Here is a 25,197-nt window from a genome sequence, read left to right as displayed (position 1 = left end):
GTTGTCGGCAGGACCTGCCGGGTGCGTCCTACGGGAAGGCGCGCCCCGCTCACCTTGGCGTGCCCATCCTTGAGCGCGTACAGTGGCGGGCATGAATGCCCCCCTGCATCGTGAAATGCCCGCGGCCACGCTGGACGCCGCCCGGGCCCTGGACCAGGTGAGCCGGCAGTGGGATGCGGACATCGTCCGCCAGCTCACCGACTACATCGCCATCCCCGCCAAGTCGCCGGGCTTCGATCCCGAGTGGGCCGCCCACGGCCACATCGAGGCGGTGGTGCGCAACGCCGCGGCCTGGGTCGAGGCCCAGAAGGTGCAGGGGCTGACGCTGGAGATCGTGCGCCTGGAGGGCCGCACCCCGGTGCTGTTCTTCGAGATCGCGTCGACCCGGCCCGCCGCCGAGGGCGCCCAGACCGTGGTCATGTACGGCCACCTGGACAAGCAGCCCGAGTTCACCGGCTGGCGCAACGACCTCGGCCCGTGGACGCCGAAGTACGAGGACGGCAAGCTCTATGGCCGCGGCGGCGCCGACGACGGCTACGCGGTCTACGCCAGCATCGCGGCGGTGCAGGCGCTGCAGGCGCAGAACGTGCCGCACCCGCGCATCATCGGCCTGATCGAGACCTGCGAGGAGTCCGGCTCCTACGACCTGCTGCCCTACGTGGATGCCCTGCGCCCGCGCCTGGGGGACGTGGGCCTGGTGATCTGCCTGGACTCGGGCGCCGGCAACTACGACCAGCTGTGGCTCACCACCTCGCTGCGCGGGCTGGCCGGCGGCACGCTGAAGGTGGAGGTGCTGACCGAGGGCGTGCACTCCGGCGACGCCTCGGGCGTCGTGCCCTCGAGCTTCCGCATCATGCGCCAGGTGCTCGATCGGCTGGAGGACAGCCGCACCGGCCGGCTGCTGCCCGAGGCCTTCCACTGCGAGGTCCCGCCCGAGCGACTGGCGCAGGCCCGCGCCACCGCCGCCATCCTCGGCGACGAGTTGTACAAGCGCTTCCCCTGGGCCCATGCCGACTGCGGCGGCTCGGGCGGCTTCACGCTGCCGACCACCACCGACCCGGTGCAGGCCCTCCTGAATCGCACCTGGATCCCCACGCTGTCGGTCACCGGCGCCGAGGGCTTGCCCTCGCTGCAGGACGCGGGCAACGTACTGCGGCCCTACACCGCCTTCAAGCTGTCGCTGCGCCTGCCGCCCCTGGTGGACGCGGCGCGCGCCGCGCAGGACCTCAAGGCCCTGCTGGAGGACAACGCGCCGTACCAGGCCCGCGTCACCTTCGCGCCGGGCGGCGCGGCGACCGGCTGGAACGCGCCGCCGATGACGCCGTGGTTCGAGCAGGCCCTGCAGCACGCCTCGCAGGCGCACTTCGGCGCGGCCTGCGGCTACATCGGCCAGGGCGGCACGATCCCGCTGATGAACATGCTCAGCGCCGGTTTCCCCACCGCGCAGATGATGGTCTGCGGCGTGCTCGGCCCGCGCAGCAACGCGCACGGCCCCAACGAGTTCCTGCACGTTCCCTATGCCAAGCGCCTGACCGCCGCCGTCGCGGAAGTCATCGCGCGCATGCCCTGACCGGGACCGCGCGCCACGATGCAGCAGCACGCCGACTCGGTCCTCTCCACCTTCACCGCGGGGGATGGCGACAACCTCGCCCTGCAGCACTGGCCCGTGCCCGAGGGCACGCGCCGGCGCGGCATCGTGGTGATCGTGCATGGCCTGGGCGAGCACGCCGGGCGCTACGAGCGCCTGGCCCAGCGCCTGACCTGGTGGGGCTTCGCCGTCGTCGGCTATGACCAGTGCGGCCATGGCGAGTCCAGCGGCGCGCGCGGCTGCGTGCCCACCACGCTGCGGCTGATCGAGGACCTGGCCGACGTGGTGGACAGCACCCAGCGCCGGCTGCGTCCGGGCGAGAAGCTGTTCGTGCTGGGGCACAGCCTGGGCGGGCTGGTGGCCTGCTGCTACGTGATCCTGCGCCAGCCGCCGATCGACGGGCTGGTGCTGTCCTCGCCGGCCCTGCGCGTGAGGCCGCGCCCGTGGCGCCGGCTGCTGCTCAAGGTGCTGCCGCGGTTCGCCCCCAACCTCACGGTGCGCAACGGCGTGCGGCCCGAGGGCCTGTCACACGACCCCGATGTGGTCGAGGCCTACGAGTCCGACCCGCTGGTGCATGACCGGGTTTCGGTGCGGCTCGCGCGCTTCCTGGTCGAGGCCGGGCCGCGGGTGCTGGCGCGCGCGCGGCACTGGCGGATGCCCACGCTGCTGCTGTGGGGCGCGGCCGATGCGGTCGTCGACCCGCGCGGCAGCCAGGCCTTCGCCAAGGCGGCGCCGCAGGACCTGGTGTCGGCCCACGCGTTCGCCGACCTGTACCACGAGGTGTTCAACGAGCTCGACGCCGAGCCCGTGTACGCGACGCTGCGCGCCTGGCTCGATCAGCGCGCCTGAGCCGCCGTGGCCTGCCCGCGCTGGCGTGCCGCCAGCCAGGCCAGGGCCGCGCCGCACACCGCCACCGGCAGCAGCGAGCCCCAGTTCAGGAGCGACCAGCCCTGCGTCGTCACCAGCACGCCCGAGGACAGCGAGGTGACCGCCATCGTCGCGAAGACGAAGAAGTTCAGCGCGCCCTGGGCCCGGTCCTTCTCCTCGGGCGCGTAGGCCGACAGCGACAGCGTGGTGCTGCCGGTGAACAGGAAGTTCCAGCCCACGCCCAGCACGAACAGCGAGACCAGGAAGTGGCCCAGTTCCACGCCCATGAGGGCGATGGCGATGCACAGCGCGTTCAGCGCCACCCCCGCGCCCATGATCCGCAGCGCGCCGAAGCGCTTGATCAGGGCGCCGGTGAAGAAGCCCGGCGCGAACATGCCGATCACGTGCCACTCGAGCACCAGGGCGGCGTCGGAGAAGGGCAGGCCGCACACGTCCATGGCCAGCGGCGTCGCCGCCATCAGCAGGTTCATCACGCCGTAGCTCAGGGCGCCGGCCACGGCGGCGACGATGAACACCGGCTGCGCCATGATCTGGCGCAGCGGCCGGCCGCTCGCCGACCTGACCTGCTCGGCCACCGGCGGGAAACGCACGAAGGCCATCAGCGCCAGCCCGAGGACGGCCACCACCGACAGCGCGAGGTAGGCGCCGGTGAAGGGCACCTCGGTGAGGTCGCGGGTGCGCGAGGCCAGGTTGGGGCCGACCACGGCGCCGATCAGGCCGCCGGCCATCACCCACGAGACCGCCTTCTCGCGGTGCGCCTTGTCGGCGAGTTCGGCGGCGGCGAAGCGGTACAGGTTGGCGTTGGCGCTGTAGTAGCCGGCCACCACGGTCGCCGCGCACAGCAGCCAGAAGTTGCGCGAGACCGCCGCATAGGCGCACAGCAGCGCCGACAGCCCCGCCACCACCAGCCCCAGCTGGAACGCGCGCTGGCGGCCCAGCGCGCGCTGGCTGCGCGCCACCAGTGCGGTGGACAGCGCGCCGCCGACCACATAGCCCATGACGGGCAGGGTCGCCATCCAGGCCACGGGCGCGAGCGACAGGCCGACCAGGCCGTTGATCGCGATGAAGGTGACGTTGTTGGTGAGGAACAGGCCCTGGCAGATCGCCAGCAGCAGGAGGCGGGGGTTCATGCCCCCATCATGCCAAACCGATGGTCAATGCGACCAGGGCCGCGAGGGGCGCGGTCTCCGCGCGCAGCACGCGCGGGCCCAGGGTCACCGGCACGAAGCCGTGCGCCTTCGCGGCCTGGACCTCGGCGGCGGACAGCCCGCCCTCGGGGCCGGACAGCAGCAGCACGTCGCCACCGCCGGCCGCGGCCTGGGCCAGCGGGCGGGTGTCGGCGTCGAGCGAGAGCACGAGGCGCGGGCCGTCGTGGCGCAGCGCGGCGCACCAGCGCGTGAAGTCCTGCGGCGGCGCGATCGCCGGGACGCGGTTGCGGCCGCACTGCTCGCACGCCGCCACCGCGATGGCCTGCCAGTGGGCCTGCTTCTTGGCTGCGCGCTCGCCGGCCAGGCGCAGCACGCTGCGTTCGGTCATGAGCGGGTCGATGCCGGTGGCGCCGAGCTCGGCGGCCTTCTCCACCAGCCAGTCCATGCGCTCGTTGGCGGGCATGCCCAGCGCCAGGCGCACGCTGCGCGGCGCCTCGCGCTCGAGGGCGAGGTGGGCGTCCACGCGCACCTCCACGTCGCTGCGGCCCATGCGGGTGACGGTGGCATCCCACTCGCCGCCCTCGCCGTTGAACAGGGTCACGGTGTCGCCGGGTTGCAGCCGCAGCACCTGGGCATGGCGGGCGGCGCCGGGTGGCAGTGCGAGCTCCAGGCCGGCGGCCAGGGGCGCGGGGCAGTGCAGCCGGGGCATGGTCGTCAGACGCGGCCGAAGGCGTAGCCCGAAACGGCCTGCGTGCCCTCGACCTGGTCGACCAGCTTCAGCAGCGGCGCGAGCTCGCGGTAACGCGAGGCCGTGGCGCGGATGTAGGCGATGAAGCGCGGCGCGTCGGCCAGGTACTTGGGCTTGCCGTCCCGCAGCGTCAGCCGCGCGAAGATGCCGGCCACCTTGAGGTGGCGCTGCAGGCCCATCCACTCGACGGCGCGCCAGAACTCGCCGAAGTCCGGGTCCACCGGCAGGCCGGCCTGGAGGGCCTTCTGCCAATAGCGGATGGTGATGTCGAGGACGAACTCCTCGTCCCAGCTGAGGAAGGCATCGCGCATCAGGCTGGCGATGTCGTAGGTGATGGGGCCATGCACCGCGTCCTGGAAGTCGAGCACGCCCAGGCGGGGCTCGGCGGGATCGCGCGGCATCATCAGGTTGCGCGGCATGAAGTCGCGGTGCACGTAGACGGCGGGCGCGGCCAGGTTGCGCGAGACGATCAGGCGGAACTGCTCGTCCAGCACGCGGCGCTGCGCCTCGTCCAGCGTGACGCAGCGGTGCTGCGTGAGATACCAGTCGGGGAACAGCTGCAGCTCGCGCTGCAGCAGGGCCTCGTCATAGGGCGGCAGCACGCCGGGGCGCGAGGCGAGCTGCCAGGCCACCAGGGCATCGACCGCGCGCAGGTACAGCTTCTGGTTGGCGGCCGCATTGTCGCGGTCCACCACCTCGATCATGGTCTGCGTGCCCAGGTCGTCCAGCAGCATGAAGCCCTGCGGTTCGTCCCACGCGAGGATGGATGGCACATGCAGCCCGGCGTCGGCCATCAGGCCGGCCACGTGCACGAAGGGGCGGCAGTTCTCCTTGTCGGGCGGCGCATCCATGACGATGCGGCTGCTGCCGTCGGCGGCGTCGAGCCGCAGGTAGCGGCGGAAGCTCGCGTCGGCCGAGGCCGGGCGCAGCGTGGCGGGCAGCAGCCCGTGCGGGCCGGCCACGGTGTCGAGCCAGCGCTCGAAGGCGGCGTGGCGTTGCGGATCCGACCAGGTGACGGGGGGGAAAGCGGGGTTCTGCGCGGGATCGCTCATGGATAATCGATTCTACAAACCGAACCCGCGCGCCGGCCCTCCTGCCGGGCGCTTCCCAAGCCCTGATGCAACCGTTTTCCCACCCGGTCCGGCGCGCGCGCTTTGCCCTCACGCCCGTGGCGCTCGTCGCCGCCGGCCTGCTGCATGGCGCGCCTGCGGGCGCGCAGGCGCCCGATGCCGCAGCGCTGCGCCCGAGCCCGCAGCTGCGCGAGCAGCTGCCGCCCGAGCAGCGCCGCCAGCTGCCGACTTTCGTCGAGGGAGACCGCATCACCGGCCGCACCGAGCTTGACACCGTGATCGAGGGCAACGCCGTGCTGCGCCGGGGCGACATGGTGCTGCGCGCCGACCGCATCGAGTACCACCAGCCCGAGGACCTCGCCAAGGCGCAGGGCCGGGTGCGCGTGAACCGCGCGGGCGATGTCTACGAGGGCACGCAGGCTGAGATCAAGGTCGACGCCTTCCAGGGCTTCTTCACCGACCCGAGCTACCGCTTCCTGCGCAATGGCGCCTACGGCCGGGCCTCGCGCATCGACTTCCTCGACGACCAGCACGCCATCATCCGGCAGGCCTCCTACACCACCTGCCGGCGCGAGCCCGGCGACAGCGGCGCGCCGGCCTGGATGCTCACCGCCGACCAGATCGCGATCGACGACGAGGAGGAGACCGGCCTGGCCCACGGCGCGCGCCTGCGCTTCTTCGGCGTGCCGATCCTGCCGTTCCCGGCGATGAGCTTCCCGCTGTCGGACAAGCGCAAGTCCGGCTTCCTGCCGCCGACGCTGGCGATGGACAACGTCAGCGGCACCATGGTCTCGGCGCCCTACTACTGGAACATCGCGCCGAACCGCGACCTCACCGTTGCGCCCACCGTGCTGACCCAGCGCGGGCTGAACCTCGGCGGCGAGTTCCGCTACCTCGAGCCCGACCACCGCGGCACCTTGCGCGCCAGCATGCTGCCCGGCGACCCGCTGCGGGACCAGGACCGCTGGTCCTACAGCCTGCGGCACAACGACCGCCTCACGCGCACGCCGCTGCCCGGGGGCATGGGCCTGAACCTCGAGCTCAATCGTGTCAGCGACGACAACTACTGGCGCGACTTCACCCGCGGCACCAGCTTCTTCACCGGCACCACCTCGCTGACCCAGCGCCTGCTGGCCAATGACGGCTCGTTCACCTGGGGCCAGGGCGCCTGGTCGCTGCAGGCGCGCGCGCTGAAGTGGCAGACGCTGCAGGACGTGTCGGCGCCCATCGTGCCGCCCTACGACCGGCTGCCGCAGCTGGTCGGGCGCTGGCGCGAGCGCAACCTGCCTGGCGGCCTGACGGGCTACGTCGAGGCCGACTTCACCGAGTTCCGCTCGGTGCGCGAGCTGACCCTCCAGCCCAACGCCCAGCGCAGCTTCGTGATGGCGCAGCTCGCCCGGCCCTGGCAGGCGCCGGGCTGGTTCGTGGTTCCGCGCCTGCAGCTGCATGCGCGCCAGTACCGCTTCGACGCGCCCCTGGGCAGCACCGCCACCGCGCCGGGCGCGGGCGCCGAGAGCGCGCAGGTCACGGTGCCCACGTACAGCCTGTCCAGCGGCCTGGTGTTCGAGCGCGACACCCGCCTGTTCGGCCGGGCCCTCGTGCAGACGCTGGAGCCGCGCGCGTTCTATGTCTACACCCCGTTCCGCTCGCAGAACCACCTGCCGAACTACGACTCGGCGGCGACCGACTTCAACTTCGCCACCATCTTCAGCGAGAACACCTTCGGCGGGCACGACCGCATCGCCGACAACAACCTCCTGACGCTGGGCGCGATCAGCCGGCTGCAGGACCCGGGCACCGGCGCCGAGCTCGCGCGCTTCGGCCTGGCCCAGCGCCTGCGCTTCGAGGACCAGCGGGTCGTCCTGCCCGGCGGCACGCCGGCGACCGACCGCCTCTCGGACCTGCTCATCGGCGGCTCGCTCAACTGGGTGCCGGCCTGGACCACCGACATGACGGCCCAGTACAACCCCAAGACCAGCCGGTCCGAACGGGTGACCCTGGGCGCGCGCTACAACCCCACGCCCTACCGCCTCGTCAACGCCGCCTACCGCCTGCAGCGCGGGCAGAGCGAGCAGCTGGACATCGGTTGGCAGTGGCCGATCAACGACCTGTGGGGCGACCGCGGCCTGGACCTCGGCCCCGGCCGCGGCCAGGGCGGCGGGCGCTGGTATGGGGTGGGCCGCCTCAACATGAGCCTGAAGGAGCGCAAGCTGGTCGATGCCATCGCCGGCATCGAGTACGACGGCTGCTGCTGGATCGGCCGCGTGGTGCTCGAGCGCCTGCAGACCGGCCGCCCGACGGCCAACACCCGGATCCTCTTCCAGCTGGAGTTCGTCGGCTTCAGCCGGCTGGGCACCAATGCGACTGGCGTGCTCAAGGACAATATCCCCCGGTACCAGTTCCTGCGCGACCAGGTGGCTGCTCCCAGCCGCTTCACCAACTACGACTAAGCCATGACTGAACGCGCCTCCCCCCGCCTGCGCGCCCTCGCGCTTGCCGCCCTTGCGGCCACAGGCGGCCTGGCCTCCTCGGCCCACGCCCAGCTGCGCCTGGGCACCTCCCCAGCGCCCGCCGCGGCGGCGCGCCCGGCCGCACCGACGCCCGAGGCGCCGCGCGCCGGCGCGAAGCCGGCGGACAGCGCGGTGCGTCAGGCCGATTTCATCGTCGCGGTCGTCAACTCCGAGCCCATCACCAACAGCGAGGTCCGCGCCCGCCTGGCACGCACCCAGCAGCAACTGGCCCAGCAGGGTGTCGCCCTGCCCCCGCCCGACCAGCTGGCGCGGCAGGTGCTCGACCGCCTGATTTCCGAACGCGCGCAGCTGCAGCTGGCGCGCGAGAGCGGCATCAAGGTGGACGATGCCCAGGTCGACCAGGCCGAGCAGAACGTCGCCCGCCAGAACCGCATCGACGTGCCCGAGCTGCGCCGCCGCATCGTGGCCGAAGGGCTCTCGCTGTCCGCCTTCCGCCAGGACCTGCGCGAGCAGCTGGTGCTGTCGCGGCTGCGTGACCGCGAGGTCGAGGCCCGCGTGCGCGTCACCGAGGCCGAGATCGACCAGTTCCTGCGCGACCAGCAAGGCAGCGGCGACCTGTCCACCCTCGAGCTCAACCTGGCCCAGGTCCTGGTGGCCGTTCCCGAGAACGCCACGCCGGTGCAGGTCGAAGCGCTGCGCGCCAAGGCCGCACGGGTGCAGGCCCGGGCCCGGGCGGGCGAGGACTTCGCCCAGCTGGCCCGCGAGGCCTCGGACGCGCCGGATGCCGCCCGCAGCGGCGGCGCCTTCGGCCTGCGGCCTGCGGACCGCTACCCGTCGTTGTTCCTCGAGGCCGCGGCGGCCCTGCCGGCCGGCGGGGTGAGCGACCTGGTGCGCTCGGGTGCCGGCTTCCACGTGCTCAAGGTGCTCGAGAAGCGCCAGGACGGGGCCTTCAGCGTGGTCCAGAGCCGCGCCCGCCACATCCTGCTGCGCCCGGGCGCCTCGCTCAGCGAGGCGGGCGCGCGGGCGCGCCTGGCTGATTACAAGCGCCGGATCGAGTCCGGCCAGGGCGACTTTGCCGCGCTTGCCCGCGAGCACTCCCAGGACGGCAGCGCCGCCCAGGGCGGCGACCTGGGCTGGGCGGCCCCCGGCATGTTCGTGCCCGAGTTCGAGGAGGTCATGAACGGCCTGAACCCCGGCCAGATCGCCGAGCCGTTCGTCTCGCGCTTCGGCGTGCACCTGCTGCAGCTGGTCGAGCGCCGCCGGCAGGCGCTGGGCGCCCGCGAGCAGCGGGAGTACGCACGCGCCCAGCTGCGCGAGAAGAAGCTCGACGATACCTACGAGCGCTGGGCGCAGGACGTGCGCGGCCGCGCCTGGGTCGAGATGCGCGAACCGCCGCAATAAGGGCTCCTGCCGTGAAGCACATCGCGCGCAAGCGCTTCGGCCAGCACTTCCTGTCCGACTCCGCCATCATCGACGCCATCGTGCGCGCCATCGACCCGCGCCCGGGCGAGCCGATGGTGGAGATCGGCCCCGGCCTGGCCGCCCTCACCCAGCCCCTGGTCGAGCGCCTGGGGCGGCTGACCGTCATCGAGCTCGATCGCGACCTCGCCGTGCGCCTGCGCGCCCACCCCCAGCTCGACGTGGTCGAGAGCGACGTGCTGAAGGTCGACTTCGGCGCGCTGCAGCAGCGCCTGGGCGCGAAGCTGCGCGTCGTCGGCAACCTGCCGTACAACATCTCCTCGCCCATCCTGTTCCACCTCCTGCCGTTCGCCGACCGGGTGCAGGACCAGCACTTCATGCTCCAGAAGGAAGTGATCGACCGGATGGTGGCGCGGCCCTCCACCGCAGCCTACGGGCGCCTGTCGGTCATGCTGCAGTGGCGTTACGAGATGGAGGACATCCTCTTCGTGCCGCCCGAGGCCTTCGATCCGCCGCCCAAGGTGGACAGCGCGGTGGTGCGCATGGTGCCCCGGGCGCAGCCCGCCGCGGTCGACCCGGACCTGCTGTCCGAGCTGGTGCAGGTGGCGTTCAGCCAGCGCCGCAAGCTGCTGCGGCACACGCTGGGCAAGTGGCTGGAGCAGCGCGGGTATGCCGGCGACTTCGACCTGCAGCGCCGGGCGGAGGAGGTCCCGCCCGATGAGTTTGTCGCGCTGGCGATGGCCCAATGAAAAAGCCCCGCACAGCGGGGCTTTTTCGTGTGAGCCGGAAGGGGCTCAGGCGGCGGTCAGCCAGTAGCCGGCGTTGAACGGGCTGCTCATACGCAGGGCCAGCGGGGACACGTCGACCAGCTTGTCGGTCGGCATCTTCTCGCCGGCTTCGGCCGCGTTCTCACCGGCTTCGGCCGCGCCGGTGGCTTCGGGTGCCTTCTCGCCGCTGGCGGCGCGTGCCACGGAGAAGGAGTAGAAGCAGCGGAACGGGATCTTGCGGTCGCCCCAGTAGTCGGAGCAGTCACGGAAGATGTCCAGCAGCTGCTCGCGTGCTTCCTTGTCGAACTTGGCGTTGGCCGGGATCGATTCCAGCACCACCACGAAGCCCGGCTGCGGGCCCGACTTGTGGACCGGGTCGGTCATGCAGTCGTACAGCGCGTCGAAGTTCTTGCCGAAGTGGGCCGGCAGCATGAATTGCGCGGCGATCATGTCCAGCACGTCCTGCTTGCTCTGGGCATTGGCCAGGTTGGCGTACAGGAAGTGGTGGCCCAGGGCGCTGGCGGCATCCTGCAGGTCCTGTACGCGGTGGGCGCGGATGGATTGCACGATGTTGCTGCGCACGCCCTTCAGGGGCGTGTCGCTGACGTTGGGGCGAAGGGACTTGTCCATCTCCGCGGTTCTTTCCATGTTCAAAAACAGATCCCGTTTCATCCGGGGTCACTCCACGATCTTGCGAAAACTGGCGTAGTGGTCGGCGGTGTAATAACAAGCGTCCGGAATCCGGGGCGGGCCGCCGCAAACGATGCGCCGGGCCCCCCGGTCGCGCGACCCGGGCGTCACCACGGTGTACTCCCGCCAGTAGCCCCTCGCCGCCGGCGGGAGCTGCTTTTCACGGTTGAAGAACACCGTGCCGTCCTTTTCGAAAGGAAAGGGACCGCCCTGGCGGATCCGTTCGTAGGTTTCACGGCCCTGCCTGGGAAGCTCGGCCAACGAAACGATGGCGGCGCTGCCGGCGGCGGGATCGGCCTGGGTCTTCGCGGGCGCTGGGCCTGTGAAGGCCACCGACATCAAGAAGCTAGTGAGCGCAAACTTGAGGAAGGCGGCGGGCGACATGGAACGGTTCTGCGGGGGGTGGCCTCGTGGACGCCACGGCCCGGGTTTACCCGGACGCTGCAAAGCCGCGAGTGTGAATGATCCCGTCAGAAAAGGCAAGCGGCTGCCCATATTTTGGGCAGCCGGGAAGGCCATTCCGGGGCCGGTTGACAGTGGCCCAAGTTAGTGCCAACTGTCGTTTTGTAGTACGTAAATGCTCAGCGAGAGACGTTGGCGTCGGCCACGGTCAGGGCCGTCATGTTGACGATCCGGCGCACGGTCGCGCTGGGAGTCAGGATGTGGACCGGCTTGGCCGCGCCCAGCAGCACCGGGCCGATGGCGATGTTGCCGCCCGCCGCCGTTTTCAGCAGGTTGTACGAGATGTTGGCCGCGTCGATGTTGGGCAGCACCAGCAGGTTGGCATCGCCGGTCAGGGTGCTGTTGGGCATCAGCTGGGCACGGGCGGCGCCGTCCAGGGCGACGTCGCCATGCATCTCGCCATCCACCTCCAGCCAGGGCGCCCGGCTGCGCAGCAGGTCCAGCACCTGGCGCATCTTGACGGCGCTGGGTTGGTTGCTCGAGCCGAAGCTGGAGTGCGACAGCAGCGCGGCCTTGGGCTTGATGCCGAAGCGCATCATTTCCTCGGCGGCCTGGACCGTGATCTCGGCGAGCTGCTCGGCCGTGGGGTCGTAGTTGACGTGCGTGTCGACCAGGAAGACCTGGCGTCCGGGCAGGATCAGGCCGTTCATGGCGGCGTAGGTGTTCACGCCCGGGCGGCGGCCGATGACCTGGTCGATGTACTGCAGGTGCAGCGAGGTCAGGCCCCAGGTGCCGCAGATCATGCCGTCGACCTGGTCCTTGTGCAGCAGCATCGCGCCGATCAGCGTGAGGCGGCGGCGCATCTCGATCTTGGCCATCTGCACCGTCACGCCCTTGCGCTCGGTCATGGCGTGGTAGGTCTGCCAGAACTCGCGGTAGCGGTCGTCCTGCTCCACGTTGACCACGTCGTAGTCGACGCCGGCGCGCAGGCGCAGGCCGAACTTCTCGATGCGCTGGGCCATCACCGCCGGGCGGCCGATCAGGGTCGGGCGGGCGATGCCCTCGTCGACCACGATCTGGGCGGCGCGCAGGATGCGTTCTTCCTCGCCCTCGCAGAAGGCGACGCGCTTCTTCTTGGCCAGCTTGGCGGCGGCCATGATGGGCTTCATCGCGGTGCCGGACGCATAGACGAAGCTCTGCAGCCGGTCGCGGTAGGCGTCCATGTCCTGGATCGGGCGCTGGGCCACACCGCTGGCGGCAGCGGCCTCGGCCACGGCCGGGGCGATCTTGATCATCAGGCGGGGGTCGAACGGCTTGGGAATCAGGTATTCCGGGCCGAAGGCCAGCTGTTCGCCCACGTAGGCCGCTGCCACCACCTCGCTCTGCTCGGCCTGGGCCAGCTCGGCGATGGCGTGGACGGCCGCGATCTCCATCTCATCGGTGATCGTGGTGGCGCCGCAGTCCAGGGCGCCGCGGAAGATGTAGGGGAAGCACAGGACGTTGTTGACCTGGTTCGGAAAGTCGGTGCGGCCGGTGGCCAGGATGGCGTCGGGGCGCACGGCCTTGGCGTCGGCCGGCTGGATCTCGGGGTTGGGGTTGGCCAGCGCCAGGATCAGCGGGTTGGCCGCCATGGTCTTGACCATCTCGGGCTTGAGCACGCCGCCGGCGGACAGGCCCAGGAAGATATCGGCGCCCTCGATGGCCTGGGCCAGGGTGCGGTGGGGCGTGTCCTGGGCGAACTGGACCTTGTCCTCGTCCATCAGCTCGGTGCGGCCCTTGTAGACCACGCCGGCGAGGTCGGTGGCGAAAATGTTCTCGCGCGGCAGGCCCAGCTTCACCAGCAGCTGCAGGCAGGCCAGGGCGGCGGCGCCGGCGCCGGAGGTGACGAGCTTGACCTGCTTGAGGTCTTTGCCCACGACCTTCAGGCCGTTGATGATGGCCGCGCCCACCACGATGGCGGTGCCGTGCTGGTCGTCGTGGAAGACCGGGATCTTCATGCGCTCGCGCAGCTTGCGCTCGACGTAGAAGCAGTCGGGGGCCTTGATGTCCTCCAGGTTCACGCCGCCGAAGGTGGGCTCCAGCGAGGCAATGATGTCGACCAGCTTGTCGAGGTCGTGCTTCTCGTTGATCTCGATGTCGAAGACGTCGATGCCGGCGAACTTCTTGAACAGGACGCCCTTGCCCTCCATCACCGGCTTGGCGGCGAGCGGGCCGATATCGCCCAGGCCCAGCACCGCGGTGCCGTTGGTGATCACGGCCACCAGGTTGCCGCGCGAGGTGTAGCGGAAGGCGTTGGCCGGGTCCTTGACGATCTCTTCGCAGGGGGCCGCCACGCCGGGCGAGTAGGCCAGCGCGAGGTCACGCTGGTTGATCAACTGCTTGGTCGCCTGGATGGCGACTTTGCCGGGGGTCGGGAACTCGTGGTACTCGAGGGCGGCCTGGCGCAGGAGCGCGCGCTTGTCTTCCGGTTTCACCGGCGGGGTGGCGGACATGAATGAGATCTCCTCGCGCACGGCATCCCTTGGAATCGTGGTGTCCGTGCTTGTTTTGAGGGTGGCGATTGTAGACCCGCCCCCTCATCCATGTGGGCGCCGGTCCAAGCCGCGCCAGGGCCGATCGAATTGTTTATATCAATCGATGATTCGCTTTCGATTCCATCAATCGATCGGCGCCCGAAGGCCACCCGGTTACCGAGGGGCCTCGTTCAAGCTTCGAGGAGATTGCGCATGGTTCCCCCTGGATCGAAACCGCCCCACCTCTGGCGGGTGCCGCCGGTGATGGGGCTCGCCGGCGAGCCCGACAGCCTGGGCCTGCCGCCTTCGTCCCCCACTTCGCCGGGACGCCCGGGCGCCCGGGCCGTGGTCCGTCCCGGCGACTCCCGGGAGCTTCGGGCCGCACGCGATCGGCTCGCCCGGGTGGAACAGGCCCTGGTCGTCGAGCGCGAGCGGTTCCCGGGACCGGCCGTGACGGGGGAGCCGTTCTTCAGTGGCGCGCGCGAGCTGGCCGCTGAACGGGTCGCGCACGCCAGCCACCTTTTGAAGAACTGCCAGGGGATCGAGGCCGCGGTCCGCCGACCGCTGCTCGACGGGTTGCCCGGCGACCTGGTCACCATCGTGTCGGATGACCTGGATATCCACGAAGGCCGGTCGTTTGTGATCGGGGCCTGCGCGCCCCGGCTCGGGGGCAAGGAATGACCCCGCTGGCGGACTCCCCCGTACGCTGGCACCCGGCGCCCTCGAGCGGCGCCCCGCCGCGCGAGGCCATGCAGGTGGAGCCGGCCGCCGTCCGAAACCCGCGCCCCGACCTCGCCGGACTCCGGCAGTCGCTGGAGGCTTCGCGGCAGGAGGCCGGCGCCATGCGGGAGCGCCGGGCGCGGGCCGGTGAGGCCGCCGTGCGTCTCACCCACAACGGATTCACGGCCGAAGGCTGCTTCGGGGTCGCCGCGATCGGCATCGGCTACCTGGTGACCGCTTCCATCTGCGCCATGCCCCTGGGCTGGCGGATCGTCTCCTACCTGGGCGGCGCGTGCTGCTCCGCAGGCGGACTCGGCCTGGGCTGTTGCTGCCTGGCGTGCCGCAGGTCGGACCAGCGCGACGTGGCGGACAACCCGACCGCCCAGGCGCTGGACGCCGCCGAGGCGGAGGTCCGCACCCGGGAGACTGCGCTGGGCGTGGCCGAGGCGGTGGAGATCCTGGAGGGGCTGGGCCGCGTGGCCGGCCCGGACTGCGTCAATCTGACGCTGGAATATGCCCGGCCGCTGCCTCCGGGCGACGGCGCGCCTGCCCCGCCCCGCTAGCCGCGCATCAGCGCCTCGATCTCGTCCGCCTTCACTGGCACGCCGCGAGTGATCAGCTCGCAGCCGCCCTCGGTGACGATGGCGTCGTCCTCGATGCGGATGCCGATGTGGTGGAAGTGCTCCGGCACGCCCGGCCCGGGGCGCACGTAGATGCCGGGCTCGATGGTGAGCACCATGCCGGGCCGCAGGATGCGGCTCGGGCGGTTCCTGATCACCTCGTTGGACAGCGGGTCGCGCCGCTCGGTGACCTCGCCCGCCTCGCCCGGCTCCACGTAGCTGCCGCAATCGTGCACGTCCATCCCCAGCCAGTGGCCGGTGCGGTGCATGTAGAAGGCGAAGTAGGCGCGCTTCTCGATCACGTCGTCCACCGTGCCGACCGCGTTGCGGTCGAGCAGGCCGACATCGAGCATGCCCTGGGCCAGCACCTTCACCGTGGCCTCGTGCGGGTCGGTGAAGCGGGCGCCCGGCTTCGTCGCCGCGATGGCGGCGTCCTGCGAGGCCAGCACCAGGTCGTACAGCGCGCGCTGCGGCCCGGTGAAGCGGCCGTCCGCCGGGAAGGTGCGGGTGATGTCGCTGGCGTAGCCATCGAGCTCGCAGCCGGCGTCGATCAGCACCAGCTCGCCGGCGCGCACCGGCGCGGCGTCGGCGCGGTAATGCAGCACGCAGGCATTGGCGCCGGCGGCGACGATGGAGCCATAGGCCGGGTACTGCGAGCCGCCCATGCGGAACTCGTGCAGCAGCTCGGCGTCGAGGTGGTACTCGCGCACGTCCCGTCCCTCGCGCAGCATCTGCGCGCAGGTGCGCATGGCCCGCACGTGGGCCCGGGCGCTGATGGCGCTGGCGCGGCGCATGATGTCCTGCTCGTGGGCGTCCTTGACCAGGCGCATCTCGTCCAGCAGGCCGCACAGGTCGTGCTGCTGCTCGGGGCACTGCGCGCCGAAGCGCACGCGGGCGCGCACCTTCTGCAGCCAGCCCGCCACGCGCGACTCCAGGCCCTCGTGGATCGCGAACGGGAACCACACCGCGTCGCGGTTTTCCAGCAGGCGCGGCAGCTGCGTGTCGAGCTCGTTCACGGAGAGCGCCGCGCTGACGCCCAGGGCCGCCGGGGCCGCCTCGGGGCCGAGGCGGTAGCCGTCCCAGATCTCGCGCTCCAGGTCCTTGGGCGCGCAGAACAGGGTGCTGGCGCCGTCGCCGGTGATCACCAGGAAGGCGTTGGGCTCGGTGAAGCCGGTGAGGTAGTAGAAGTAGCTGTCGTGCCGGTAGATGTAGTCGCTGTCGCGGTTGCGGGAGCGCTCCGGCGCGGTGGGGACCAGGGCGATGCCCTGCGGGCCCAGGTGCTGGGCGACGCGGGCGCGGCGTTCGGCGTAGACGTGGTTCATGGTGCGTTGAGCTGGGCCAGCCGCTCCGGGGTGCCGACGTCGGTCCAGGGGCCGTCGTGGCGCTGCGCGGTGATGCGGCCATTGTCCATGGCGGCGCGAAGCAGCGGGGCGAGCGGGGCCTTCAGGCCCTGCGGGTTGCCGGCGGGCAGGCCGTCGAACAGGGCCCGGCGGTACAGGCCCACGGTGGAATAGGTGTAGCGCGGCGCGCCTTCGGCTGGGGCGTTCAGGGCATGGCCGTCGGCCGCGAGGCCGAAGTCGCCGCGCGGGTTGTGTGGCGGGTTGGGCACGAGCCACAGGTGGGCCAGGGCGCTGCCCGCGGCGAAGCGCTCCAGGGCCTCGTGCGGGAATTCGAAGCCGGGCATGAACACGTCACCGGCCACCACCCAGAAGCAGTCCGCCAGCGCGGGCAGGGCGCGCGCGATGCCGCCGGCCGTCTCGAGCGCGCCGCCGAAGTCGACGCCCTCGTGCGAGTAGGTGATGTGCGGGCCCTCTGCCAGCCCGGGCCCGAAGCGCTGCTCGATCTGCGCGCCGAGCCAGGCGGTGTTGACCACCGCATGCCCGCAGCCGCCGCGCGCCAGCGCCTCCAGGTGCCACTGCATCAGGGGCTTGCCGCGCACCGCCAGCAGGGGCTTGGGGCAGGTGTCCGTCAGCGGCCGCATGCGCTCGCCGCGCCCGGCGGCCAGCACGATCGCGGTGGCGGGGTGTTGTGCTTGCATTCGGGGGACTGTAGTCGAAGCCCACCCCCGGTCCGGGGCCGGCGGACCCGCTGGGTAAAATCCGGGGTTTACCCGATCCTCCCACCCGCCTTTCCGCCTTTTCCCGGAGTCCTTCCCGATGGCCACTACCCCCCTGATGGCGGGCGCGATCCGCGCCCTGTCCATGGATGCCGTTCAACAAGCCAATTCGGGACACCCGGGTGCCCCCATGGGCATGGCCGACATCGCCGTGGCGCTGTGGGGCCGTCACCTGAAGCACAACCCCGCCAACCCGGCGTGGTTCGACCGCGACCGCTTCGTGCTCTCGAACGGCCACGGCTCGATGCTGATCTACTCGCTGCTGCACCTCACCGGCTACGACCTGCCGATCGAGGAGCTGAAGAACTTCCGCCAGCTGCACAGCAAGACCGCCGGCCACCCCGAAGTGGGCATCACCCCGGGTGTCGAGACCACCACCGGCCCGCTGGGCCAGGGCATCACCAACGCCGTGGGCATGGCCCTGGCCGAGAAGCTGCTGGCCGCCGAGTTCAACCGCGACGGCCACGCCATCGTCGACCACTACACCTACGCCTTCCTGGGCGACGGCTGCCTCATGGAAGGCATCAGCCACGAGGCCTGCGCCCTGGCCGGCGCCTGGAAGCTGAACAAGCTGGTCGCGATCTACGACGACAACGGCATCTCCATCGACGGCCAGGTCGCTCCGTGGTTCATCGACGACACCCCGGCGCGCTTCAAGGCCTACGGCTGGAACGTGGTCGGCCCGGTGGACGGCCATGACGCCGACGCCGTCGACGCCGCCATCGCCCAGGCCCGCAAGTCCTCCGACAAGCCCACCCTCGTGGTCGCCAAGACCCACATCGGCAAGGGCAGCCCGAACCGCGCCAACACGGCCAAGGCCCACGGCGAGCCCCTGGGCGCCGAGGAGATCAAGCTCACGCGCGAATCCATCGGCTGGAGCCACGAGCCCTTCGTCATCCCGCAGGAAGCCTACGACGCCTGGGATGCCAAGGCCGCCGGCGCCAAGGCCCAGGCCGCCTGGGACGAGCGCTTCGCCGCCTATGCCGCCGCCTTCCCCGAGCTGGCCGCCGAGTTCACCCGCCGCATGAAGGGCGAGCTGCCGAAGAACTTCGCGCAGGTCGCCGTGGACACCGTGATCGGCGCCCACACCAAGGCCGAGACCGTGGCCTCCCGCAAGGCCTCGCAGCTGGCGCTGGAGTCCTTCACCGCCGCCCTGCCCGAGCTGCTGGGGGGGTCCGCCGACCTGACCGGCTCCAACCTGACCAACACCAAGAGCACGCCCGCCCTGCGCGTGGATGCCCAGGGCGCCATCGTGCGCAACGAGGCCGGCCAGGTGGGCCGCCACATCAACTACGGCGTGCGCGAGTTCGGCATGGCCGCCATCATGAACGGCGTGGCCCTGCACGGCGGCTACATCCCCTACGGCGGCACCTTCCTCACGTTCAGCGACTACAGCCGCAACGCCATCCGCATGGCGGCCCTGATGAAGCAGCGCGTGGTGCACGTGTTCACGCACGACTCCATCGGCCTGGGCGAGGACGGCCCCACGCACCAGTCCATCGAGCACGCCGCCAGCCTGCGCCTCATCCCGAACCTGGATGTCTGGCGCCCGGCCGACACCGCCGAGACCGCCGTCGCCTGGGCCGTGGCCCTGGAGAACAAGACCCGCCCGACGGCCCTGCTGCTGTCCCGCCAGAACCTGGCCTACGCGCCCAAGTCCGACCTGGGCGAGATCAGCCGCGGCGCCTACGTGTTGGCCGAGCCGGCCAAGGGCAAGGCCAAGGCCGTGATCATCGCCACCGGCTCCGAAGTGCAGCTGGCCCTGAAGGCCCAGGAGCAACTCGCCGCCAGCGGCATCGCCGTGCGCGTGGTCTCCATGCCCAGCACCACGGCCTTCGACCGCCAGGAGCGCGCGTACAAGGAGTCCGTGCTGCCCGCCGGCCTCCCGCGCATCGCCGTCGAGATGGGCGTGACCGACTTCTGGTGGAAGTACGGCTGCGCCGCGGTGGTCGGCATCGACACCTACGGTGAGTCCGCGCCCGCCCCCGTCCTGTTCAAGCACTTCGGCTTCACGCCCGAGAACGTCGCGGACACCGTCCGCGCCGTGCTCGCCAAGTGAGCTTCCCCCGGTTCCTCAACTTCATCGGAGACTAATCCCATGGCTCTCAAGATCGGTATCAATGGTTTCGGCCGCATCGGCCGCATGGTGTTCCGCGCCGCGGTGCAGAACTTCAAGGACATCGAGGTGGTCGCGATCAACGACCTGCTCGAGCCCGACTACCTCGCCTACATGCTGAAGTACGACAGCGTGCACGGCCGCTTCGAGGGCGATGTCTCCGTCGAGGGCAACACCCTGGTCGTCAACGGCAAGAAGATCCGCCTGACCGCCGTCAAGGACCCCGCCGAGCTGAAGTGGGGCGAGGTCGGCGCCGACGTGGTGATCGAAGCCACCGGCATCTTCCTGACCAAGGAAGGCGCACAGAAGCACATCGACGCGGGCGCCAAGAAGGTGATCATGTCGGCCCCGTCCAAGGACGACACCCCGATGTTCGTCTTCGGCGTGAACGACAAGACCTACAAGGGCGAGGCCATCATCTCCAACGCCTCGTGCACCACCAACTGCCTGGCCCCCCTGGCCAAGGTGCTGAACGACAAGTGGGGCATCAAGCGCGGCCTCATGACCACCGTGCACGCCGCCACCGCCACCCAGAAGACCGTCGACGGCCCGTCCAACAAGGACTGGCGCGGCGGCCGCGGCATCCTCGAGAACATCATCCCCTCCAGCACCGGCGCCGCCAAGGCCGTGGGCGTGGTGATCCCCGAGTTGAACAAGAAGCTGACCGGCATGTCCTTCCGCGTGCCGACCTCCGACGTGTCGGTGGTCGACCTGACCGTCGAATTGAACAGCGCCGCCACCTACGCCGAGATCTGCGCCGAGTTCAAGGCCCAGTCCGAAGGCGCGCTCAAGGGCGTGCTGGGCTACACCGAGGACAAGGTGGTCGCCACCGACTTCCGCGGCGACCCGCGCACCTCCATCTTCGACGCCGAGGCCGGCATCGCCCTGGACAGCACTTTCGTCAAGCTCGTGAGCTGGTACGACAACGAGTGGGGCTACTCCAACAAGTGCCTGGAGATGGTCCGCGTGGTGGCCGGCCGCTGATCGAGCCGCTGCCCTCGCAGGAAGACGCGCCCCCCGGGGCGCGTTTTTTTTGCTCCTCTGCCGTGAACAGGGATGGGGGCGTCGTGACCCAACGCCGTCGCCAACAAGCACCGACCCATCCCACCATGTTCACAGTCAAGAACGGCAGCAGCAACGGCCTCTCCCACAGCGGGACCTCCGCCTACGAAACCGGGGGAGGCGGCCTCGATGGCCAGTTTCCCGGCGAGGCCGAGTGGCGCGAAGGCAAGTCCGGCGGCATGACACCCAGGAAGACGCCGCCTGTGCCCTCGCAGGGCCCGTCACCCGTCACGCAGCGGGCCGTGGAGCACCTGCCGCCCCCGTCTTCCACTCCCTCGGCCTACGGCCACGGCCAGGACCCGGTGCAGGTCGTGGTTCACCCGCCCACCGCGCCTGCGTGGCAACCCCCCCAGTCCTACGATGACGCGATGGCCATCGCCGTCCCGGTGGGCCTGGCCAATGCCGGCCGGCGCCTCGTGGCGGGCGTGTCCGGCGTGGTCGCCGGCACCTATGCGGCCGCTGCCCTGGAGCAGGCCCTGCCACCGGCCGGCGGCAGCCTGGGCGCGCAGGCGCTGGGCATTCTCGGCACGGGCGTGGCCATGGCGACGGGCACCGCGCTGGCCGCGCATGGACTGGCGCAGGTCATGGATTGCAAGGCATCAGGCCTGGCGAAGAAGGGGCTGGCCCTTGCCCTGAGCGGCGGCATCGTGCCGATGGTGGCGGCGCGCACGGCGTCCTCCTCCTCGCTGGCGCAGGGCCAGGAGCGCGCCGCCGCGGTGGCGGCGCAGTTCGTGAGCGGGTTGGTCGCTGCCCTCGGCAGCGAAGTCGTGATGCAGGTGACCGATGGCGCCACGCCGCGTGCCCGCATTGTCGAGAACCAGACCGGCGCGGCGCCCGGCCCCGGCAACGCGGTGTTCCGCGAGTGGCCGCTGGCCTCCTCGGTGGTCTATGCCGGCGCCGGCCTGGCCGCGGAAGTTGCCCTCGCCCCCGGGTTGCAGGCGACGTTTGGCAAGGACCTGCCTGCGGGCGCGGCGGCTGCCCTGGGCAGCCAGCTCGCGCAGGCGCTGGCGCAGACGGTCCTGGAGCTGTATGACGCGCTGGTGGCCGCCGGCCTCGCGAACTACGGCAGCCTCAAGCTCGAGGCCGTGAAGGGCCAGGCCGGGGCCATCTGCCGCAACCTGTGCCGCGTGGGCGAGACCGTCGGGCGCATCGTGAGCCTGGCGGGTGTGCGCACCCTCCTCACGAGCCCGGCCCAGTTCCTGCAGATGGCGGAAACGCTGTACGCCGGACAACCCGGCACGCGAGAGGCCCTGCGCATCGTGCGCGGCGTGGTCGAGGGCTTGGCGCGGCTCAATGGCCACCTGGTGCAGGAAGCGCACCCGGTGCGCCGGGCCCAGCCCGGCTGGGCCGCGGAGTTCCGGCCGAACTACGAGGCCTTCATCGGCAGCGGCGGCTCGGGCCTGGACATCCGCGAGGCGGACGACGACCCGCCCGGCACAGTGCAGCCGGCCACCTTGCGGCGCCGCCACCAGGCGGCCGGCCCGGGCGCGTCGGTGGCCGCCAGTGAGTGAGCCCGTGCAGGCCTGGCGGTCAGTGGTGGTGGCCGTGCGCGCCGTGGGCGTGGCGGTGCGCCACTTCCTCGGCGCTGGCGGCGCGCACCTCGGTCACGGTGATCGCCAGTTTCAGTGTGCGCCCGGCCAGCGGGTGGTTGCCATCGAGCAGCACCTGCGGGCCCTTGATCTTGGTCACGGTGAAGGGGTGCGGGGCGCCGTCGGGGCCGGGCAGCTCCAGCTCGCCGCCCACCTTCACGCCGGGCGGGAAGTCGCTCTTGGGGATGGTGCGCAGCAGGGACTCGTCACGCTCGCCGAAGGCGTCGGCCGGGGCCAGGGTGAGGGCGAGCTGGTCGCCCACCGCCCGGCCTTCCAGCGCCTCCTCGATCTTCGGGAAGGTGTTGTCATAGCCGCCATGCAGGTACGACAGCGGGTGCTTGCCGTCCTGGATCAACAGGCCCTTGTCGTCGGTGATGCGGCAGCGCATCGTCACCACGGTGTCTTTTTCGATCTTCATCCCGGCGATTGTGCCCGCCGGGCGGCTACAGTCTCGGGCTCATGAGCGATCCCAAGCCCCAGAAACCGAAGAACAAGAAGCCGGCGCGCAGCGCGCGCCCGGTGCATCCGCTGCTGCACACGCTGTGGGAGCTGCACCCGCGCCTGTTCGGCGCGCGCTTCCGCCCGCTGAAGCTCGGCATCTTCGAGGACCTGATGGCGCGTCACCCCGGCGCGTTCGAGAAGGACGACCTCAAGCAGGCGCTCGGCCAGCATGTGCGCTCCAGCCGCTACCTGGAGGCCGTCGCCAGCGGCGACATGCGCTGCGACCTGGACGGCCAGCCGGTGGAGCCCGTGGCCCCCGAGCATGTGCAACATGCCATCGTCGAAGTCTTCCGCCGCCGCCAGGGCAAGGATGCCGAGAAGGCCCGCGCCTGGGCCCGCGCCCGTTTCGTGCAGGCGATCGACGCCTCCGGCCTGGACCGCGACGCCTACCTCGAGCGCGTGCGCACGCAGGATGCGACCGCGCTGTCCCTGATCGACGAGGCCTGCGCCGAGCTCGCCGGCCAGGCCGCGCGCCGCGAGGCGCTGGTGCGGGCCTTCCGCGCCAGCGGCAAGGCGGTCGAGGAGTTCGCCGAGATGTACGGGCTGGACGCCGCGCTGGTGCGCGATGCCCTGGCTCGCGAACAGACGGCCTGAGCGCCTACACCCGGCGCGCGGGCCGGGCCGCTAGAACCGGGCCTCGATCCTTCCACGAAAGGCGAGGCCATGACCCGGCTGATCGAACGCGCCGTTCCGCGTGCCACCGACCTCGTGCGCCGTGACCACCGCCAGGTGCTCGAGCGTTTCCAGCGGTACCACGCCACCGCCTCGCCACGCATCAAGCAGGGCCTGGCGCGCACGGTGTGCCTGGCGCTGGAGGTGCACACCCGGCTGGAGGAGGAGCTGCTGTATCCCGCCGTGCGCGAGGCTTCCGCGTCGGACTTCCTGCGCCGCGCGGTCGACGAGCATGCGGGCATGCGCCGGCAGATCGCCCAGCTGCGCCAGCTCGAGCCCACCGACCCCACCTTCGACGGCGCCTTCCTGGGCCTGATGCGCGACGTGCTGCACCACGTGGCCGACGAGGAAACCCTGTTCCTTCCCGAGGCCGAGCGCGTGCTGCGCGGACGCCTGGGCGAGCTGGGCGCTCAGATGATGCGCCGCCGCCTGGCCCTCATGGCGCCACGCGTGCCGGCCATGGCCTGGGGCCGCGTGCAGGCCGCGCCGGCGAGATCGCTGCTGGTGGCGGCGGGCATCGTGCTGGGGAGCGCCTGGCTGGGGGGGCAGCTCTCGCGGCGGGGGCAGGCGCCGGCGTGACGGGCCCCCGCAGCGGCGGCCCTGGTGCGCGCCCGGGCGCCTTGTGGCTTCGTGAATAGCAGCATTGCATCTGCCGACGGGCACGCCGCAGGGGCCGTGCCTATCATGCCCGCCATGCCACGCATCCCCTTGCCCTCGCCCGACACCATGGACGCTGCCCAGCGCGCCGTGTACGACCGCATCGTCTCCGGCCCCCGCGGCAAGATCCAGGGCCCGCTGCGGGCCGCGCTGCACAACCCCGAGCTGGCGGACCGCTGGCAGGCGCTCGGCGCCCTGCTTCGTTACGGTACCTCCCTGCCGCCGCGGCTGTCGGAGCTGGCGATCCTGGTGACGGGCCGCGCCTGCGACTCCCCGTTCGAGTGGTACGCCCACCGCCTCGAGGGCGAGAAGGCCGGCCTGGAGTCGCCGATCATCGAGGCGCTGCTGGCGCAGCAGGAGCCGCCCGGCCTGTCCGCGGACGACGCCCTGGTCTGGTGCTTCAGCGTCGAGCTCAATCGCCACCGCTCGGTGTCCGACGCCACCTATGCCGCCGCCGTGGCGCGCTTCGGGGCGCGCACCGTCGTCGAGCTCACCGCCCTCATCGGCTACTACACCATGGTCGCGATGACGCTCAATTGCCACGAGATCCCCTTGCCCGAAGGCGTCGCGCCGGCCTTTCCCCTGCCCCAGCACGCGGGGCTCGCGTGAACGCCCCCGCCACCACCCCGGGCGGCTGGGACTGCCACGCCCACCTGTTCGGCCCCTACGAGCGCTTCCCGCTGGCCGCCGAGCGAAGCTACACCCCGCCCGAGGCCCTGGAGCCGCAGTACATGGCGCTCCTGCGGCGCCTGGACCTGGAGCACGGCGTGCTGGTGCACCCCAGCGCCTACGGCGACGACCACTCGCTGCTGCTGCATGCCCTGGCGTCGCAGCCGGCGCTGCGGGGCGTGGTCGTGGTGCGCCCGGGCAGCCCCCTGCCGCTGGCAGGCCTGCGTGACCGGGGCGTGCGCGGCGCCCGCTTCAGCCACCGCAGCGGCGCCGGCGCCAACTTCGCCGGCAGCGCCTCCTGGGACGACCTGCAGGCGCTGGCCCCCGCGCTGGCCGACAACGGCCTGCACGCCGAGCTGTGGACCGACTGTCGCGCCCTGCCCGCCATCGCCGACGGCCTGCGGTCCCTGCCCGTGCCCGTGGTGATCGACCACATGGGCGGCTTCGACGCCCGCGCGGGCATCGACGACCCGGGCTTCCGCACCCTGCTGTCCCTGCTCGAATCGGGCAAGGCCTGGGTCAAGCTGTGCGCCTACCGCAACCTGCTGAACGAGGCCGACTGGGAGGTCGGCCGCGCGTTCCAGCAGAAGCTGGTGGAGGCCGCGCCCGACCGCCTGGTCTGGGGCAGCGACTGGCCGCACCTGCGCGTGACGCCGGCACCGGACCCGGTGCAGCTGCTGGACATGTTCATGGCCTGGGCCGGCAGCGACGCGGTCGTGCGCCAGGTGCTCGAGGACAACCCGGCGCGCCTGTACCTCTGACCCGCCGGGG

At 71.4% G+C, this 25,197-nt stretch carries 22 protein-coding genes and 1 pseudogene; 14 read left to right on the top strand and 9 right to left on the bottom strand.

All coding sequences use genetic code 11. From position 1 onward, the window contains the following. Positions 1-91: 91 nt before the first annotated feature. Positions 92-1,570, top strand: coding sequence for a M20 family metallopeptidase (locus ACFQZY_RS10695; RefSeq protein ID WP_377415617.1), 1,479 nt, complete (start codon positions 92-94; stop codon positions 1,568-1,570). Between the two features lie 18 nt (positions 1,571-1,588). Further along, positions 1,589-2,437: an alpha/beta hydrolase gene (locus ACFQZY_RS10690; protein WP_377415616.1), complete on the top strand. Its 849-nt coding sequence runs from the start codon at positions 1,589-1,591 to the stop codon at positions 2,435-2,437. Here ACFQZY_RS10690 and ACFQZY_RS10685 read toward each other — a convergent pair. The 3 genes from ACFQZY_RS10685 to ACFQZY_RS10675 are packed head-to-tail and all read right to left on the bottom strand — an operon-like array spanning position 2,425 to position 5,424. After that, positions 2,425-3,606, bottom strand: coding sequence for an MFS transporter (locus tag ACFQZY_RS10685; RefSeq protein WP_377415615.1), 1,182 nt, complete (start codon positions 3,604-3,606; stop codon positions 2,425-2,427). The two genes, ACFQZY_RS10690 and ACFQZY_RS10685, sit on opposite strands and share 13 nt — an antisense overlap. Before the next feature lie 7 nt (positions 3,607-3,613). After that, entirely contained in the window at positions 3,614-4,333 is a 720-nt protein-coding gene (locus ACFQZY_RS10680; RefSeq protein WP_377415614.1) for a 16S rRNA (uracil(1498)-N(3))-methyltransferase, read from the bottom strand. A gap of 5 nt (positions 4,334-4,338) precedes the next feature. Then, positions 4,339-5,424, bottom strand: a complete 1,086-nt coding sequence (locus ACFQZY_RS10675) for an aminoglycoside phosphotransferase family protein (RefSeq protein WP_377415613.1) — start codon at positions 5,422-5,424, stop codon at positions 4,339-4,341. A 65-nt stretch (positions 5,425-5,489) separates the two neighbouring features. Between ACFQZY_RS10675 and ACFQZY_RS10670 the strand changes: the two genes are divergently transcribed. Genes ACFQZY_RS10670 through rsmA form a run of 3 tightly spaced genes read left to right on the top strand, consistent with a single transcriptional unit; the run spans position 5,490 to position 10,081 of the window. Beyond that, positions 5,490-7,892, top strand: coding sequence for an LPS-assembly protein LptD (locus ACFQZY_RS10670; protein WP_377415612.1), 2,403 nt, complete (start codon positions 5,490-5,492; stop codon positions 7,890-7,892). Positions 7,893-7,895: 3 nt separating this feature from the next. Next, a complete protein-coding gene (locus tag ACFQZY_RS10665; RefSeq protein WP_377415611.1) occupies positions 7,896-9,314 on the top strand; it encodes a peptidylprolyl isomerase in 1,419 nt (472 codons plus the stop codon). Positions 9,315-9,325: 11 nt separating this feature from the next. After that, on the top strand, positions 9,326-10,081 hold the full coding sequence (rsmA, locus tag ACFQZY_RS10660; RefSeq protein ID WP_377415610.1) for a 16S rRNA (adenine(1518)-N(6)/adenine(1519)-N(6))-dimethyltransferase RsmA: 756 nt from the start codon (positions 9,326-9,328) through the stop codon (positions 10,079-10,081). 225 nt (positions 10,082-10,306) lie between these two features. Here the strand turns inward: rsmA and ACFQZY_RS10655 are convergent. From ACFQZY_RS10655 to ACFQZY_RS10645, 3 genes and pseudogenes are all read right to left on the bottom strand, one after another. Then, positions 10,307-10,729 (bottom strand): annotated as a pseudogene (locus tag ACFQZY_RS10655) (barstar family protein); the annotation flags it as partial. 48 nt (positions 10,730-10,777) lie between these two features. Next, positions 10,778-11,173, bottom strand: coding sequence for a ribonuclease domain-containing protein (locus ACFQZY_RS10650; protein ID WP_377415609.1), 396 nt, complete (start codon positions 11,171-11,173; stop codon positions 10,778-10,780). A 197-nt stretch (positions 11,174-11,370) separates the two neighbouring features. Beyond that, positions 11,371-13,683: an NADP-dependent malic enzyme gene (locus ACFQZY_RS10645; protein ID WP_377415608.1), complete on the bottom strand. Its 2,313-nt coding sequence runs from the start codon at positions 13,681-13,683 to the stop codon at positions 11,371-11,373. Between the two features lie 234 nt (positions 13,684-13,917). Here ACFQZY_RS10645 and ACFQZY_RS10640 point away from each other — a divergent pair, with 234 nt between their 5' ends. Together ACFQZY_RS10640 and ACFQZY_RS10635 are read left to right on the top strand one after the other, a co-directional pair. Beyond that, positions 13,918-14,385, top strand: coding sequence for a hypothetical protein (locus ACFQZY_RS10640; RefSeq protein WP_377415607.1), 468 nt, complete (start codon positions 13,918-13,920; stop codon positions 14,383-14,385). Then, positions 14,382-14,987 (top strand): hypothetical protein, encoded by a 606-nt coding sequence (locus ACFQZY_RS10635; RefSeq protein ID WP_377415606.1) that lies wholly within the window; start codon positions 14,382-14,384, stop codon positions 14,985-14,987. Before ACFQZY_RS10640 ends, ACFQZY_RS10635 begins: the two co-directional genes overlap by 4 nt. Here the strand turns inward: ACFQZY_RS10635 and ACFQZY_RS10630 are convergent. Continuing rightward, the gene (locus tag ACFQZY_RS10630; RefSeq protein WP_377415605.1) at positions 14,984-16,366 is read right to left on the bottom strand and encodes an aminopeptidase P N-terminal domain-containing protein; all 1,383 of its coding nucleotides are present in this window, start codon (positions 16,364-16,366) and stop codon (positions 14,984-14,986) included. The genes ACFQZY_RS10635 and ACFQZY_RS10630 overlap by 4 nt on opposite strands. Further along, positions 16,363-17,082, bottom strand: coding sequence for an N-acetylmuramate alpha-1-phosphate uridylyltransferase MurU (gene murU / locus ACFQZY_RS10625; RefSeq protein WP_377415604.1), 720 nt, complete (start codon positions 17,080-17,082; stop codon positions 16,363-16,365). The genes ACFQZY_RS10630 and murU overlap by 4 nt, the downstream gene beginning before the upstream one ends. A gap of 118 nt (positions 17,083-17,200) precedes the next feature. Here murU and tkt point away from each other — a divergent pair, with 118 nt between their 5' ends. The 3 genes from tkt (at position 17,201) to ACFQZY_RS10610 (ending at position 21,849) form a co-directional block, all read left to right on the top strand. Continuing rightward, on the top strand, positions 17,201-19,219 hold the full coding sequence (tkt, locus tag ACFQZY_RS10620; RefSeq protein ID WP_377415603.1) for a transketolase: 2,019 nt from the start codon (positions 17,201-17,203) through the stop codon (positions 19,217-19,219). A 39-nt stretch (positions 19,220-19,258) separates the two neighbouring features. Beyond that, a complete protein-coding gene (gene gap / locus ACFQZY_RS10615; RefSeq protein WP_377415602.1) occupies positions 19,259-20,260 on the top strand; it encodes a type I glyceraldehyde-3-phosphate dehydrogenase in 1,002 nt (333 codons plus the stop codon). A gap of 125 nt (positions 20,261-20,385) precedes the next feature. Beyond that, complete coding sequence (locus ACFQZY_RS10610) at positions 20,386-21,849, top strand: hypothetical protein (RefSeq protein WP_377415601.1); 1,464 nt, start codon at positions 20,386-20,388, stop codon at positions 21,847-21,849. Positions 21,850-21,868: 19 nt separating this feature from the next. On the opposite strand, the gene ACFQZY_RS10605 is transcribed toward ACFQZY_RS10610, so the two are convergent. Beyond that, a complete protein-coding gene (locus ACFQZY_RS10605) occupies positions 21,869-22,345 on the bottom strand; it encodes a peptidylprolyl isomerase (protein WP_377415600.1) in 477 nt (158 codons plus the stop codon). A 41-nt stretch (positions 22,346-22,386) separates the two neighbouring features. On the opposite strand from ACFQZY_RS10605, the gene ACFQZY_RS10600 reads away from it, so the two are divergent. The 4 genes from ACFQZY_RS10600 to ACFQZY_RS10585 all read left to right on the top strand — a co-directional run bounded on the left by ACFQZY_RS10600 (position 22,387) and on the right by ACFQZY_RS10585 (position 25,187). Continuing rightward, positions 22,387-23,022, top strand: a complete 636-nt coding sequence (locus ACFQZY_RS10600) for a ProQ/FinO family protein (RefSeq protein WP_377415599.1) — start codon at positions 22,387-22,389, stop codon at positions 23,020-23,022. Between the two features lie 69 nt (positions 23,023-23,091). After that, entirely contained in the window at positions 23,092-23,679 is a 588-nt protein-coding gene (locus tag ACFQZY_RS10595) for a hemerythrin domain-containing protein (protein ID WP_377415598.1), read from the top strand. A gap of 114 nt (positions 23,680-23,793) precedes the next feature. Next, the gene (locus tag ACFQZY_RS10590) at positions 23,794-24,366 is read left to right on the top strand and encodes a carboxymuconolactone decarboxylase family protein (RefSeq protein WP_377415597.1); all 573 of its coding nucleotides are present in this window, start codon (positions 23,794-23,796) and stop codon (positions 24,364-24,366) included. Further along, on the top strand, positions 24,363-25,187 hold the full coding sequence (locus ACFQZY_RS10585; protein WP_377415596.1) for an amidohydrolase family protein: 825 nt from the start codon (positions 24,363-24,365) through the stop codon (positions 25,185-25,187). The genes ACFQZY_RS10590 and ACFQZY_RS10585 overlap by 4 nt, the downstream gene beginning before the upstream one ends. Positions 25,188-25,197: the final 10 nt, after the last annotated feature.

Source organism: Ramlibacter sp. GCM10027632, assembly GCF_042675325.1.
Classification (GTDB): domain Bacteria; phylum Pseudomonadota; class Gammaproteobacteria; order Burkholderiales; family Burkholderiaceae_C; genus Ramlibacter.
This window is presented reverse-complemented; position numbering and strand designations above follow the sequence as displayed.